Annotated in this window: 10 protein-coding genes; 4 read left to right on the plus strand and 6 right to left on the minus strand. The window is 48.3% G+C overall.

Going from position 1 to position 15,939, the window contains the following annotated elements; translation table 11 throughout:
- Positions 1–36: 36 nt before the first annotated feature.
- Together NSQ20_RS29260 and NSQ20_RS29265 are read right to left on the minus strand one after the other, a co-directional pair.
- Positions 37–825 (minus strand): SDR family oxidoreductase, encoded by a 789-nt coding sequence (locus NSQ20_RS29260; protein ID WP_036667794.1) that lies wholly within the window; start codon positions 823–825, stop codon positions 37–39.
- 26 nt (positions 826–851) lie between these two features.
- Positions 852–1,352, minus strand: a complete 501-nt coding sequence (locus NSQ20_RS29265) for a GNAT family N-acetyltransferase (RefSeq protein WP_036667795.1) — start codon at positions 1,350–1,352, stop codon at positions 852–854.
- A gap of 270 nt (positions 1,353–1,622) precedes the next feature.
- On the opposite strand from NSQ20_RS29265, the gene NSQ20_RS29270 reads away from it, so the two are divergent.
- Positions 1,623–2,822 (plus strand): methyltransferase domain-containing protein, encoded by a 1,200-nt coding sequence (locus tag NSQ20_RS29270; RefSeq protein ID WP_340031309.1) that lies wholly within the window; start codon positions 1,623–1,625, stop codon positions 2,820–2,822.
- Between the two features lie 79 nt (positions 2,823–2,901).
- On the opposite strand, the gene NSQ20_RS29275 is transcribed toward NSQ20_RS29270, so the two are convergent.
- Positions 2,902–6,294, minus strand: coding sequence for a cellobiose phosphorylase (locus NSQ20_RS29275; protein WP_340031310.1), 3,393 nt, complete (start codon positions 6,292–6,294; stop codon positions 2,902–2,904).
- A gap of 161 nt (positions 6,295–6,455) precedes the next feature.
- Positions 6,456–7,445 carry a LacI family DNA-binding transcriptional regulator gene (locus tag NSQ20_RS29280; RefSeq protein ID WP_127548952.1) on the minus strand — a complete coding sequence of 330 codons (990 nt, stop codon included), beginning with the start codon at positions 7,443–7,445 and terminating at the stop codon, positions 6,456–6,458.
- A 529-nt stretch (positions 7,446–7,974) separates the two neighbouring features.
- Here NSQ20_RS29280 and NSQ20_RS29285 point away from each other — a divergent pair.
- The 3 genes from NSQ20_RS29285 to NSQ20_RS29295 all read left to right on the plus strand — a co-directional run bounded on the left by NSQ20_RS29285 (position 7,975) and on the right by NSQ20_RS29295 (position 12,551).
- Positions 7,975–9,621 carry an AraC family transcriptional regulator gene (locus NSQ20_RS29285; RefSeq protein WP_340031311.1) on the plus strand — a complete coding sequence of 549 codons (1,647 nt, stop codon included), beginning with the start codon at positions 7,975–7,977 and terminating at the stop codon, positions 9,619–9,621.
- Between the two features lie 110 nt (positions 9,622–9,731).
- Positions 9,732–10,760, plus strand: a complete 1,029-nt coding sequence (locus NSQ20_RS29290) for an ABC transporter substrate-binding protein (protein WP_340031312.1) — start codon at positions 9,732–9,734, stop codon at positions 10,758–10,760.
- 78 nt (positions 10,761–10,838) lie between these two features.
- Positions 10,839–12,551, plus strand: coding sequence for an ABC transporter ATP-binding protein (locus NSQ20_RS29295; RefSeq protein ID WP_340031314.1), 1,713 nt, complete (start codon positions 10,839–10,841; stop codon positions 12,549–12,551).
- A gap of 311 nt (positions 12,552–12,862) precedes the next feature.
- Here the strand turns inward: NSQ20_RS29295 and NSQ20_RS29300 are convergent, their stop codons facing one another.
- Together NSQ20_RS29300 and NSQ20_RS29305 are read right to left on the minus strand one after the other, a co-directional pair.
- Positions 12,863–14,149, minus strand: coding sequence for an ABC transporter substrate-binding protein (locus NSQ20_RS29300; RefSeq protein WP_340031316.1), 1,287 nt, complete (start codon positions 14,147–14,149; stop codon positions 12,863–12,865).
- On the minus strand, positions 14,128–15,903 hold the full coding sequence (locus NSQ20_RS29305; RefSeq protein WP_340031317.1) for a sensor histidine kinase: 1,776 nt from the start codon (positions 15,901–15,903) through the stop codon (positions 14,128–14,130). The genes NSQ20_RS29300 and NSQ20_RS29305 overlap by 22 nt, the downstream gene beginning before the upstream one ends.
- Positions 15,904–15,939 lie beyond the last annotated feature (36 nt).

Consider the following 15,939-nt stretch of genomic DNA (forward strand, 5'->3'; position numbering starts at 1 on the left):
GTGGTGACAGAGGGTATTTTATTGTATCCATGACTTTTATAGTGCTCGGACCATGCCACCATCCACGATCAATGAGGTTCCGGTAATGTACGTATTGGCCCCGGATAACAGGAACACCACCGCTTTGGCAAACTCCTCTGGTTGACCATAACGGCCCAGTGGAATCTCTTTACGGAATTGGTCAGATACCTCTTCCTCACTGATTCCGTTCTGCTCAGCCCGTGCTGCATCAAGCTCACGTATACGGTCTGTTGCAATACGTCCCGGCGCCACCGTGTTGATCAAAATTCCGTATGGAGCAAGCTCTTGAGACAAGGTCTTCGCCAATCCAAACACGCCGGTACGGAACGTATTGGACAGCACCAGACCCGGAATCGGCTGTTTCACCGAAGTTGAAGCGATATTCACAATGTGTCCTCCGCTTTCTTTCATATAAGGAAGAGCACCGCGAATCAGCCTTACATAACTGAGCACATTTAATTCAAATGCACGTTCCCAATCTTCATCCGTCAGTGACTCAAATGAACCCGATGGCGGGCCACCCGAATTGTTCACCAGAATATCAATCTGTCCGAACATTTCTGCTGTCTTGTGAATCAGAGCCTCAATATCTTCCTTGCGTGTCACATCGGTTGCACAATATTCCACACGTCCGCCACCACCAAGCGCCAGAAGCTCCTGCTTCACTGCTGCGAGCTTTTCTTCGCTCCGGCTGGCAAGCATGACGTCAGCACCTTCTGCTGCCAATTGAGCGGCTACCGCTTTGCCCAGTCCTCGACTGGAAGCCAGCACCAGTGCTTTTTTACCTTGAAGTCCCATGTCCATCGTTGTTCCTCCTCCTCAGCTAGTTTCTATTTGGTCTGGATAAAATAACCCATAAGAATATCGTCCACATACTTGTCTTCGATATAAAACTCGGACACCAGCCTGCCTTCCGTCACAAATCCACACTGTGTATAAAACGTGATGGCTCCCGGATTGCTGGAAAGTACACGCAGCCTGAGCTTGCGAACGCCTTGTTGGGCCGCATGCTGCTTAATGGCATCCATCATAGCTGTGGCAATGCCACAACGCCGATCATGGGGATGAACTGCAATATGAATCTCGTAGACATGACGGTTGACCGGCATACCTGTGGCTGGCTGAAAGCCCACATAACCACATACCCGCTCTCCCTGCACCGCAATCAATTGACTGCCTGGCGGGCAATGTTGCAGATATTGTTGCCTGGAACGCCATTGCATCGGTGCAGGAGAGGTGTATTTGTCCCATACCAGGGCATCCAACTCCATTAGCTGGGCTGCATCTTTAATCTCGGATGGACGAATCGTAAATGTATGGCTGGTAAGCATATTGATTCAACCTTTCGTGCTATAGTCGACAACGCTGTACGTTATAACGTCGGGAGATTTAAGAAATTAAGAGAGTTAAGAAATTTAAGAAACTTAGAAATACGTTGTTCGTTTGCTTCACTGTTTACATATGTTCGTTCTATATATTGTAGCATAGCCTCAGCTTTGACTAAAATTCCACTCGGTATTGAACCTTTTCGCAAAATGAAATAAACACTTAACCTTGCCGTAACGTCATGGTTTATACTGATTCGATAAGGAGGGGGATGCATGATGAACATCAAAGAGGCAGCAAGCAGGCTTGGTATATCGGCGAGAGCCATTCGTTTTTATGAGGAAAAAGGATTAATTCTCCCCGCCAAACAGTCCAGTAACGGGTATCGCACATACACCGAGAATGATATCTGGCGGCTTCAGACCATTGCTGCGCTGCGTGAGATTGGCATGTCGCTACAGGATATTACACATGCGCTCGGAGAGATTGATCAAGGGAATCAGCAGCGGCTGGAAGAATATCTGGAGCTGCAACAGGCCGTCATGTATGCCCAGTGGATTGAGCTCAAACGTATGATGGATACAACCCAGCGCATGATTGACCTGAATCGTCAGGACGGCCCGTTGGATGTCAGCCATCTGCACGATCTCGCAGACAGTGCCCGTCGCCTGCGTGAAGCACGGCAGAACTGGCATGATCGGTGGAATTATGACATGCAGGCAGCCATCCATGATCAGCGAGTGCAGGCAGAAGGCAGAGTCAGTACTGAACACCCCAATTCAGAGGACAGGCATCATTCGGCCAACCCCTCGCCTATAAGCGATGAGAATGAAGTTTCACATCCAAACCATAATGCAGGTCATTCCACGCCGGGCGATTCCAATGATACGGTACAGTCTTCCTTTTATCTGTATCACAACTATGACGAAGCGCTCGAACAGACAGCTCATTGGATCTCTCCCGCCCTTGGTGAGAAAGGACTTGATATTGGTACAGGCACAGGTAATCTGGCTGGGAAACTGCTACAGCACGGCGCAGACATGACTGCAATCGACCAATCCCGGGAGATGCTACGCAGATGTCGTACCAAATATCCTGAGATGCATGTGAAACTTGGTAATTTTCTGGCGTTGCCTTTTACCGATCATTCCTTCGACTTTGTTGTATCCAGCTTTGCTTTCCATCATCTAAGTCCAGATCAGCAACTATTGGCTTTACAGGAGATGCAGCGGGTATTAACCTCGCGTGGACGTATCGGTCTAACGGATCTGATGTTTGTTGATGCGACTCACCGTGATTCCTATATTCGGCAGGCAGAAACCACAGGATACGAGGAACAGCTGCGCGCCTTACGCGAGCGTCACTTCCCTCTGCTGGATGAGCTATGCGGCTGGCTGGAGCAACAGGGCTACGTAACAAAACATGTGCGGCATAATGAGCTGTTGTACACGTTGCTGGCGGTCCCGCTGCGCTAGTGGATTATGAGCATATGCCAAAAAGGCCATCCCGCCTTGATTAAAGGAGGATGACCTTGGTGTACATCATGCTATGAAATTACATATAGATATCAACAACCGTACGCTCAGTTGCACTGCGTGCTTGTCTGAACTCATCCAGTGAGATGCTTACTCCGCCTTGACGGTAACGGTTCGCTGTACGCTCAGTACGAATGTCTTTGCCATTCACCGCTACACGGCTCACAGCACCTTCGTTCAAGTGATAGATAAACGTCACCGGCTCACCCGCATACTCAAATTCGAATTGCATGCCGTTCAGCTCAGCTGGCAATACCGGGTCAATGACCAGATCGCCGCCCTCTTGACGAATGCCAAGTGCATTGGAGATCAGCTGGTTCATGTAGATTCCAGGGCCGCTGGAGTAGATTCTCCATCCGCCTTTCACTTGTACAGTCCCTTTACGAAGCTGGTCAAAATGCTCCTGTGCCTCGTAACGCGTATTAAACTTACCGTCCGAACTACTGAAGTATGAGTTCGCTTGGCGAATCTCCGCGTTAGGTACAACCTCGCCGATACCAACCGGGTTGATCATCGCGAGACCATTCCACACCTGATCTGTCTTACCCAGCTTCGCCATCGCTTCCACGTAACGGATATGGGCGTGCACATATTGCAAACCAATCTCACGTCCGAAGTTGGACGCTTGCTCTGCACGTTTGAAGTGTGTGCTTACACCACCAGCATATTGAGCTGGACGATTCATCAGACGCACGCCATCCGGGCATAGGAACTGCTCACGGATCAAGGCATAATGTGATTCTGCTTGCTCCGCATTCAATAATTCACCGATCATGCTGCGCGTCATTGGCAACAGTCGATATTGAATGCCTGTCTCTGTGTCTGTTGGATGAAGCATCAGCTTCGCTTGGTCCGCTTCTTCCATGTATACAAAGCCTGGAATCACATCTGTGCCCAGCATGTAACGGTTAAAGTCCTCACGGATGCCTTGAGCCAGCACGTCAAGCTCCTGTGCAAAGTCCGCATCCTTGAATTTCAGCGCTTGCGAGAGCACATTCACGGACTGATACGTCAATGCCACCGTCCAACTGCTTACCATGTATTGCTTCAGCTGTGCATTGGCTGGTTGGAGCGTATCATCCCAGTCACCATCGCCGTAGGAAGACAGGAACGTATCGTGCAGGAAGTGCGAACGGATATATTCGATCTCTTTTTTCGCGTGATCCAGTACCGTTGCCGTCTCTTCCGTGAACCCGAAGCTATGCTTGACGGTATAAGGTACTTTCTCATCCAGGATTGCATAGTCGCGAGTCGCTGTCAGGTAGTCCGCCAATACTTTCAACGGCCAAACGATGATATCGCCATGACTTTCTTCCTGTTGAATCGCAAAGTATTTATCAAACATGAACCATTGCGGCCAGTTGCCATCATCTTCGTATTGGTGAGTGTAGACCATTTTGATGATATCGCGAACTTGCTCATATTTCTGTGTTGCCATAAAGTACTCCACCGGACCTTGACACACATCCCGTGTACCCCAAGCCGCGCCGCCATACTGCTCCAAACCGTGAGGCACGGAGTAGTGAACCAGCATGTTGTGTGTGTACCACCAAGCTAGCGCATTTACTTTGAACAAATCCTCAGCACTCTGACCTTCGCCACGGGACAAACGGAACCCGTTCATCACACCTGCGAAGAACTCGCGGTATGCCTGCACTTCCTCTTCAAACGTCAGGCTTGAACCTGCTACCACACCGCTGTCCGCTTGGCCTTCCAATACCCCTTGTACCTTCAGCGTCCATTCAGCACTTGCTTCCAGACTAAGCGTAACCAGTGATGCGGAACCACTGCGGATACCACTTGCCAGCAACGTTTCGTCCCCTACATTTACAGCTGCGCCATCGACCGACATACGGTATTGCAGATCTGGATACGTTCCTGCACTAATCGCTTGTGGATCAGCCTTGAAGATCAATGTATCGCCGTCCTGCGTCATATGCAGCGGATACTCGTATTCATTCACATTCATCGTAATCTGGTTTGTTACCAGGTAACGGTATGCTGTGCCACTTGTGGAGCGTACGTTCATGCTCACTTCGGTGGTGTGTGCCCCTGTATAGTTCGTTACGATGATCGTATCGGATGCCGTTTTGTAGATCCAACGTACATAGTTGAAGCCAATTTCGAACAGGGAAGGCATCGTCAGCAGACGATATTGTCCGTCCATTTCCACATAGATGCGTTGTCCCGCCGTTTTCGGCACGTTTAATGCATTGCGAGCATTACTGATCATTTTATTAAAATTGGTGTTACCAATAACGAGTTGTGAGTTGAAAATACCGTACATATATGATGTTGTCGTAATAACCTGTGCTCCAAGTTGCACGTTGCCACCACTCATCAGAATGTGACCGTGTGGACGCTCTACGAGCAATTCTTTTGCTTTCAGAACGATATGTTCATAGCTGCCTGTGAAGAAGGATAACAGTTCCTCACCACTGTGCTCTTCCTGATGACGATCAGGGAACAGATCATGAATCTCATCTTGTGTCAGATCGAGTGTTACCAGCGGTTCACCCAGGAAGGAGGACAGTTTCACCTGTTCCAACGTATCGCCGTTTTCCACAGTCAGAGCCTGTACTTCATTCCATGCTGCTGTAACTTCATCTCCGAACTCCAGTGCAGAGATTCCTTCAGCATGATTAGGCTTCGCCAGTCCATAGAAGACCACCTGAGCTTCTCCGTTCAGATTCAGCAGTTCAGATTGCAATGCCGTATAGGCAAATTCATACTGATATGTCTCATTTGCCAGCGTTGGGTGATTCAAACTCTCTGGTTGATTCGTTTCCTTGTATGACAGACCGAAGAATTGGAATCCATCTGTGGAGTAACCAACTGCTTTGGTCAGGGAACCTTGTTGCATATATGGAAATGCACCGCCCTGAGGCTGGTTTTGACGGGAACAAACGACATAGCCTTTCGCCTCATCTTCAAACACCGTATGGTCAATGTATTGTGACAGATAAGCCTCATTACTGCGTACCGCACCTGGATCTGCAAGCCCAACATCCTGTCCGTATACCACATCTACGTTATGTTGTTGTCCTGTGAGCTTCACATCCCAGAACCATACACCTTGAGGTGTAGCTGTAAATACGACCTGATAGCCAATGCCTTTTTCGCTACCTTCCAGCTGGACTGTGCCCTCCCAGATCAACTGGTTGCTGGATTGTGCCTTGCTTGTAATCACCTTGCTGTTCGAACGTACACCGAGCAACGGGAACGAGCTGATATTCTCTCCCTCATGTACACGCAGGTACAGGTTGTTCAATGATCCATCAATCTGGTTGCTGAGCAACTGGTTTAACATCGTTGTACCGGATGTAGCCTGGTATAGGTCGCCACTGTTCAAAAAGGTAAAGGATAACTCTCCGGCACTTAACCGGATCGGTTCATTAATCATCGTTGTCATAAGGTTCACTCCTTGAATTAGTTAAAATCGAAACGTTTCGATAAATTTGAAAAATAATAGGGGCCTCTTCAAACCGGCTTTTTACAGCCCGTCCGGACGATAACCCCATCATTAAACTTTTACTTCAGCATGCAGGCAGTTCTTTGTTGTTCAGACTCGGTCTAAACCGAACGTACAGAGCTGCGCTCGATCATATTAATCGTTAACGTATATGAAGGGTCAACCGCTTCGCCATTGAGCATCTGGAATAACAGATGTCCGGCGAGCGACCCGGCTTCATGCTTCGGCTGGCGTATCGTTGTCAGCGGTGGATGCACATATTCGGACAACTGAATATCATCAAAACCGATCACGGAAATATCATTTGGCACCGATACACCACGCTCTTCCAATGCCTTCAGGCCACCAATCGCCATCTCATCGTTACCGTAAAATACCGCTGAGGGAAGATCGCCCTGCATGATCATCATTTTGGTTGCACTGTATCCGCCCTCACGTACAAAATTACCGCTCAGACGCCATTTGGACTTTTCTTCAAGTCCCGCTTCCCGCATCGCTCGCAGATACCCTTGGTAACGGAGCGCGTTGTCATACGAGTTGGATGGACCGCTGATATAAGCAATCTTCTGATGTCCAGCCTGGATGAGGTGGCGGGTAGCAAGGTAACCGCCCTGCTCTCCATCCACCAGCACGTTGACTAGATGGTCACTCGACAGCTGACGATCCATCACAATGATCGGAAAACGATGACCGGCAGATTCTACCAGAATATCATCATGAATGTTATGCGCCAGAATGATGGCTCCATCTACTCTTTTTTCACGCAAAAATCGCACTGCCGTTGAATCCCGTCCACCCATGGAGCTGCAAGCAATCAGGTCATACCCGTTCGCGAGGGCTACATCCTGTACACTACGGATCAATTCCGAGTAATATGGGCCCGACAGATCGGTCAGGATCAAAGCGATCGTGTTTGTCCGGCTCCGTTTCAGGTCCATGGCAAAGCCGTTCTTGCGGTAATTCAGTTCTCGTGCTGCCTCAAGCACTTTAGCCTTGGTCTTGGCACTAACCTTGCTATCCCCGCTCAGCGCATAGGAAGCAGTCGAGAGTGCTACACCTGCCAGCTTTGCCACATCCTTAATCGTTGCCATTCCACGTTCGCTCCTTCTAAACTAAAACAAATTCAAGGTTACCCACATTTTATACGGTACATGGTTAGAACAACCACTAAATCCTTCATTATCGTTTATTAATCTTTATACATATCATTGCGATGGATGTCAATCGAAACGTTTCGAGGTGTTCTCAAAAAAAATCCTCGTTCCCATCCTTATGGGGCCACGGTTGAATGCGTCCCATTCCAATCCATACCATTAGTGATGGTCATGACACGTCTTTCAATCTGGCGCTCTATAAACAGTTCGTGCCTAATACAATGAAACTGGCAGTAAACGCCAGATTGAAACGTTTCGACATTTTCATTATAGTCGGTGTTGATAGCGATTTCAACCACTTTATCTATTTTTCAAATAAAAAGTTGATTTGTTCAATCTGTCCATCCACGTCACTCCGTTTATAGTATATACTGCATAATAGTCGAGATCCGAGAATTACGCCAGTACACCAGGGGCATGAGACGAATACTGTCCCTGCTGACTTATGTAAGGAGACAGTTATCTAATGAATATTTCCAAGCCTATTTATCATAAAAAATCGCTGTCCCGTCCCATTTCCTTGCAGAAGATTCAGTCCGTACCTGTTGCCCACTTCAAGCCGTGCCATCTGGTGCAGCTTCACGACCGCGAGGCATTCTCCCGCATAGATGAGATGTGGAGCACTCTTCATGTGCTATACGTCATTACTGCTGGCCAGGCCAGGCTGATCAGTACAGAGGGTAAACTGACATTAAATGCAGGCTGTGCAGTCGTTCGGCAAGCTGGAAACCTGCTTCAGCACGAGAACAAGCGCGGCTCCCTGTCGCCAGTACAGGGCATTGCTATTGCTTTTGATTCCACTGAAAATGAACAGCTGTTCTGGCCGTTCGGGATACCAGTTCCCATTGCGAGTCGCACTCTCACCGACAGGGCAGTAGAGCTGGTTCAAGCCAGTACGGCAGGCCGTGATTCCAGCCCCTTCAGGCCACATATGCTTTTTTATGAGTTACTGGATATTTTACGGGATCATGTGGCTCATTCTGCTCATGAAGATCACTCTTGGCTTGATGCCGTGCTTAGACATATCCATCAGATGTATACCCATCCGTTGACCCGCGAACAATTGGCTAGGGATGCAAATGTGAGTCCTGAGCATTTTTCGCGGGAGTTCAAGAAACATACAGGTCTTACGTTTGTTGAATATGTGACCCGTCTCAGGATCCGGATGGCTCAGGAGCATCTGTTGTTCGCGAACCCTACGCTACAGGAGATTGCACAACTGACAGGCTACAGGGACACCTTTTATCTAAGCCGCAAATTCAAACAGATGGTTGGATCAGCACCAACACACTACCGGAAAATGCCCAAAAGGATTGTATCTTTGACTTACAATTATACGGCCTCACTTCTGGCACTGGGCCACACTCCCCACATGGGCGCCGTAGCAAGCTGGATGGAAGAAAAAATGTGTGCGCATGATCATGATGGTCATGAGCAATTTGAGCGACATTCCGAATATGAGCTGGTTAAACATACGGATCTGATTGCAAACGCTCAGCCCGATGTCATTGTCGGGTATGCACCGCATCCCGCTTCCGATGAACTACGTCTGATTGCACCGACCATTCTGATGCCCTTTGAGGAAATCGATTGGCAGGAGCAGCTTCTTTTTTTGGGCAGAATTACCGGGCTTGAGTCCAATGCACAAGCGTTGTTAGATCAATATCATCAACTGGAGCAAGAAGCCAATCATACGTTAGACCAACAGATGGAAGGAACACGAGGGTCCGCCGTTTGCATGTTTATGATTGGAGAAGACGGGGCTTATATCTACGGTCATGGCTGGGGCAGAGCCTCTCATGTGCTGTATCAATCACTGGGCTTCACTCCACCCTCACGTATGGAGCAGGATGGACAGTTACTTACGGGGTACGTTCATGTTCCGTTGTCCGAGATCCACTTGTATGCCGCAGATCACATGTTTGTCGCCTTCCCTGAGGAACCTGCCAAACGAAAAATGCTGGATAACCTGCCGAATCAGGAATCCTGGGGCACCCTATCCGCCGTTCGTGAAGGACGTGTATACGAGATTGATGCCGACATGTTCTATGGATTTGATCCCTTGTCCGTTATGGAGCAGTTGCAGCATATCATGCGTCACCTCACATCATAATTGTCCATGCAGTAGTGATCATAGTTGTCCATGTACAAATATCACATCTTCCTCTATGTTATTAATGAGAATAATAATCATTATTGATTATACACAGGGGGAACAAAAATATGTTTGCTGCAAAAAAACGCTTTTCCGGCTTTCTTCTTATGCTCGCCATCATTATGATTCTGGCTGCATGTAGTAGCGGAACAGGCTCGACTGCCACTGAACAGACTTCGGCAGCGGGAACCGAAGCAACAACAGCCTCTTCCGAGACGAACACAGACACGTCGTCCGGTTCAGACAATTCAAGTGCTACACGGATCTACAAGTCATTAAGCGGAGATGTTGAAATTCCGGCTGAACCGAAACGAATCGTTACCGATATGTACGTAAGTGATCTGCTCGCACTGGGTGTGAAACCCGTTGGTGCTGTTCAATATTATTTGGAAAACCCGTTCTATGCAGATCAGGTAGCGGGCATAGAGAGTATTGGTGATCGGGCGGCGGTATCCATGGAGAAGGTTGTTGCCTTGAACCCGGATCTGATCATTACCTACTCTGATCAGGCCAGCGAAATTGAGAGTTATCAAAAAATCGCACCGACCGTGGTCATTCCGTATGGTACTTTCACCAATGTACACGACGAAATCCGGGGATTCGGAGAGCTGATGAACAAATCCGAAGCAGCCGAAGCTTGGCTGAAAACGTACGATGAACGGATTGAAGCCGCTCGCGCTAAGGTGAAAACAGTCATTAAACCGGAGGAAACCTTCTCCATCCTTGAAGTATCCGACAAAAGTTATTATGGATATGGAGACAATTTTGGTCGAGGAGGACAAGCGGTCTACAGTGCTTTGCAACTTGCCCCACTCGAAATCACCAAAAAAGAACTGATGGGTGATACCCAATGGAAAGAAATTTCGCGTGAAGTTGTTGGTGATTATGCAGGGGATCATATCTTCTTAACCGTTGGAGAAAACACCAAAAATTACCAAGGTGATTCCATCTGGCAATCCCTGCCGGCTGTGAAAAACAATCAGGTGTATGAGTTGCTGGAAGACCGTTACTGGTACTTCGACCCAATTGCGATTCAAGGTCAGGCTGAGGAATTCGCCAATATGATCGTAGAACGTGCCGAGCAAAACCGTAAATAACATAAGCATGAATACAGGTGTCCGGACAGGCTAATCATCCTGCTCGGGCATTTATGTCATATTGAGGAGGACTTACATATGCTTCGCCGTTTTATGTCTTATTATCGTCCTTACAAAAGACTCTTTATCTTGGACTTCTCCTGTGCCATCGCTGCCGCTCTGCTGGAGCTGGCCTTTCCACTCGCCGTTAACCGGGTGGTCGATCAACTGCTTCCGGCTGGCAATTGGTCCATGATCTTAGCGGCGTGTGTCGGGTTGCTCGGCATCTACCTGCTCAGTTCCTTTTTCCATTATGCAGTGACCTATTGGGGCCACAAGCTTGGTATTAACATCGAATCCGATATGCGGCGTGAACTGTTCCAGCGTGTACAGAAACAGTCCTTCCGCTTCTTCGATAACAATAAGACCGGGCATCTGGTCTCCCGCATGACCAACGATCTGATGGATATTGGTGAGATCGCGCATCATGGACCCGAGGATCTATTCATTGCCCTCATGACACTCGCTGGAGCTTTCGGGATTATGCTGGGGATCAACTGGCAGCTCGATGTGATGACGTTCATCATTGTGCCGCTGATGATCTACCTGTCGCTGTATTTCAGTCGCAAAATGTCCAAGGCGTTCAAGCGCATGTTTGCGGATATCGCCGATTATAATGCAAGGGTTGAGAACAATGTGAGCGGCATCCGTGTGGTACAAGCTTTTGCCAATGAAAAACATGAAGTAGGACGTTTCGTTGAGAACAACGAACGTTTCCGGCTTACAAAACTAATCACCTACCGTATTATGGCCTGGAACTCTTCACTCAGTTTTATCCTGATGAAATTTGTATCGCTGTTTGTACTGGTATGTGGAACCTGGTTTGTCATTCAAGGCAGTATGACCTACGGGGAATTCATCGCTTTTGTGATGCTCTCCAATGTATTCCTCGGACCGATCGAGAAGATTAACTCTGTCATCGAGACGTATCCCAAAGGCATCGCCGGATTCAGACGTTACCTGGAGCTTCTTGAAGCTGTACCGGATGTAGAAGATACACCACAAGCGAAACCGATTCCGGATGTCAAAGGAGATATTGCTTTCCATAACGTTACCTTTTCTTATGGAGAACACAAACCTACGCTGTCTCAGGTCAATCTGGATATCCAGACAGGCCAGACGGTTGCTCTGGTTGGACCTTCGGGCGGAGGTAAAACGACGTTATGCAGTCTGATCCCGCGTTTCTACGATGTGGATGCAGGACATATCTCCATCGATGGCATTCCGGTGAAGGACATGACGCTGGAATCACTGCGCTCCCATATCGGGATTGTGCAGCAGGATATTTTCCTGTTTGATGGAACGATTCGAGAAAATATTGCATACGGCAAACTGAATGCTTCCGATGAGGAAATCTGGCAAGCCATTCGCCGGGCCCAATTGGAAGAGCTGGTACAATCCCAGCCAGATGGACTGGACACCATGATCGGTGAACGTGGCGTGAAATTGTCCGGCGGACAGAAGCAACGTTTATCCATCGCAAGAATGATCCTGAAAAACCCACCTATTCTCATTCTGGATGAAGCAACATCCGCACTCGATACCGAGACTGAAGCAGCCATTCAGCTGGCCTTATCTGAACTAGCTCAGGGACGTACGACATTGGTGATTGCCCATCGACTGGCGACCATCAGACACGCCGATCGCATCGTAGTCGTGGAGAACGGCACCGTCGCTGAACAAGGAAGTCATGAAGAACTTCTCGCGCGTCAAGGCTCGTACAGCCGACTGCATCAAGCCCAGTTTGGTTAAAGGCAGGGCTTAAAAGTGAAACCAAGTGGTTTGTAGGCTTAAACACATGGTCACAACAACAGAACAACCTTCCCTCTGTCCTAGAGTGAAGGTTGTTTTATTTTTACTATTCGTTATATAAATTGAACTACATATTTACACGAGAACGCAGAGGACAGAAATAACCTGAAGAAGCGGGAGCGTTCGCCTTTATCCCCGGATTTTACCCTTTGAAAAAGGAAATCCAAAAAAATCTGGGGATAACAGCGATCAGAAGGTTGTTCTGTCATCGAAGTGGCAAGTGTAAATGGCGTTTAGTTCAATTTATATAACTACCCACCCAGAATGGCATTCGCCCGCTCACGGAAATCCTTCGCCGCCTGCTCAGGCGTAATTTTGCCAAACAACAGGAGATCGTACAACTCACGTAACACCGCAGTGACCTCTGGCGCACCTACAGGATCAGGCGGGTCCATCTGAGTGCTGTTATCCGCAACCCAATCGATATAATCAAACACCTGCGCCAGCTCCGGTTCAACCACCAGCTTCATCCGCTCTTTGACACTGGATGAGACAGGCACACCCCGCTCCCCTTTGAGCAGCAGATTGGCATCCAAATCATTCACAAAAAAGCTGATGAACTTGGCTGCCTCTTCCTTATGTCTGGAATTGCCCGCCATGGAGAAAAACATGCCTGGCTTCAAGAACAATCCATCCTGGCTGTTTGGCCCAGGCATTGGGGAGATGGTTAAGGGTTTGCCATAACGCTGAGCGGTGCTGATAAATTGGTTGGAATACCCCCAGCTAAACAAAGCCTCTCCCAGATAAAACGGGTCGTTATCAGGCTGGCCAATGTCTGATGTCCAGATATCCGGTGCAAAAATAAGTTTCTTTTCCGCGAGCTTCTGCATCCTGCCAAAGTACTCAATAAACAGCCCATCATCCTCATATCCCAATCTCTTGCCATCCTCGGCGTACAGCTTGGAACCATACTGTCTCAAGTAATACGCGAAAAACTGTTCCGGCGTGAAATAGGTTCCCAGATAGATGCCTTTCCCGAGCAATTGTTCGCCCATCCGGTCAAAATCCGCCCATGTCCACGTATCCGTTGGCAATTCAATATCATTGGCCCGTAACACTTCCGGATCATAGATGCTGAGCATGGCGTTAACCCCTAAACTGAGACCATAGGTTTTTCCATTCAGGCTACCACTCTCCAACTGTTCCTTCTCAATATCCGTCGTGTCAATCAGTCCGTTCTGCATGTACGGCGTCATATCCTCCAACAGTTGCAGCGAGCTGTACTGGGACAGATAGGAAATGTCCATCTGGATAATGTCGGGCAACGCATTGCCTGCTGCATGTGGGGCAAGTTTTCTCCAGTATTCATTGAAACTGCTATATTCGTATTCGATGTTCACATGTGGATTCAACTTCTCATACAGGTCGATAACGGCAATCGTTGCATTGTTGCGGAACTCTCCACCCCACCAAGCGATTCGTAGCGTTATCGGCTCTTCTTCCACAATCATGCCTGGCCTTTGATCCAACTGGTTCACGCAGCCAGGAAGAGTCAGCATAAGGCAGAGCATGCCTATCATTCGCATCCATCTTCCCATAACTTCTCCTCCTTACCTGGTGATGGGGGTGGCAGCAGCACTGTTACTCTCGTTCCAAGCCCCGGCTTACTTTCCAGCAGAACATCATATTCTTCGCCAAAAGCCAGACGTACCCGCTCCCTGATATTCAGTAGACCAATACCTGTGCCTCTGGTCTTCACTTCACCGCGCAGCACCTGTTCCACATATTCGGGTTCCATGCCGGGGCCGTGATCCTCCACGATAAGAGCCAGCTTGCCACCTGATATCTCGGCATACACTCGAATCAGACATGATCCAACCTGTGGTTCCAAACCGTATTGAATGGCATTCTCCAGGAGTGGCTGTAGGGTCAACTTTGGAATGGCACACCCCAGATAAGGAGCGGGCACATCCATACGGAAATCCAGCCGTTGCCGGAAACGGTAGGTCTGAATGGTGATGTAATGATTGACGATCTCCAGCTCTTCCGCAATGGTAATGATATTTTGTTTGAAGCTGATGGAGGAACGCAGCAAATATCCGAGTGATAGCACCATACTGGAGATTTGCTCCTGCCTGTTCTTTTTGGCGAGCCAATGGATCGAATCCAGCGCATTATACAGAAAGTGGGGATTGATCTGCGCCTGTAGCGCCTTGAACTCCGTTTCTTTAATGACCAACTGGCTTGCATAATTTTCTTTGATCAATCTATTAATATGTGTAATCATCATTCGATACGTACGCTGTAGTAACCCCAATTCATCCATGTGCTGGTGCGTTGGAATGGAGAGATTGGCGTCTATGTTCTCCAGATCCCCATACTGAACCTCCTTCATCTGACTGATGAGCTGCCTGATCGGCCTTGTCAGACTGCGTGCGAACACCATACCAAGCGCGAGAACAACCAGAATGGCGATAAGATAAACGACGATCAGTATATTTTTCAACCATATAATGCGTTCAAAAATTTCATCATAAGAGGCCATATTATAATACACCCAGTCGGTGTATGCGGATTTCTTCTGGGAAAGAAATATCTCCCTCCCATCCAGATTCTTGATCTCATATCCCCCACTGCCTGGAAGTGGATTCAGTCCGGCGGACACCGCTTCTGGAAGCTGGCGATAAGGATACACCACATCACTACCTGCTTTTAAAATAATGTCACTGTCCTGGCTATCGATGCCCGCATACTCCTCGACGAGTCGCTCGATATTAATACGCAGAAACAGTATGCCTACCGGTTCCAGGGTCATCGGTTCATAGGCTCGCACTTGACGCACCATAACCAGCATCGGGTCATCGTCATCCGGGTATAACCAGCGCACTGCACCATTGGCCTGCTCCGCAGCCGCAATCATCCGATCATATTTTTCCTGAGATACGGTTAGTGTCTCGCCATATTTATTGACTCTTCCCCTGGAATCAATCAGATGAACGGACTGCACATATCGTGCAGCCCCACTAATATGCTCCCATAGCCGATCCGTGATCTTTTTTCGTTCAATAAAGCTTGAATATGCGCTATCGTCATCCAGCAACGACTTCAAGGCTCTTTGAATCTGCGTATCGGAGATCATGTTTAATGATAACGCTTCCAACTTCTGAAGTTCAACATCCACTGTAGACGAAGAAAGGTTCAGAAGTCGGGACGACTTATCAAACAGCTGTTTGTCATACTCCGAGTACGTATAATACAAGGACCCAAACGCGAGGATGATGACAAACGCCATCATGAACATAATCATCAGAAACATTTTCATTTTGATGCTGAGTTTGCGGTAGGCTGTCATGACCAAAGCGCTCCTTTGAACCACGTGATACTACTA

Origin of the sequence: Paenibacillus sp. FSL K6-1122, from assembly GCF_037977015.1 — a bacterium.
In the GTDB taxonomy this organism is placed as follows: Bacteria; Bacillota; Bacilli; order Paenibacillales; family Paenibacillaceae; genus Paenibacillus; species Paenibacillus amylolyticus.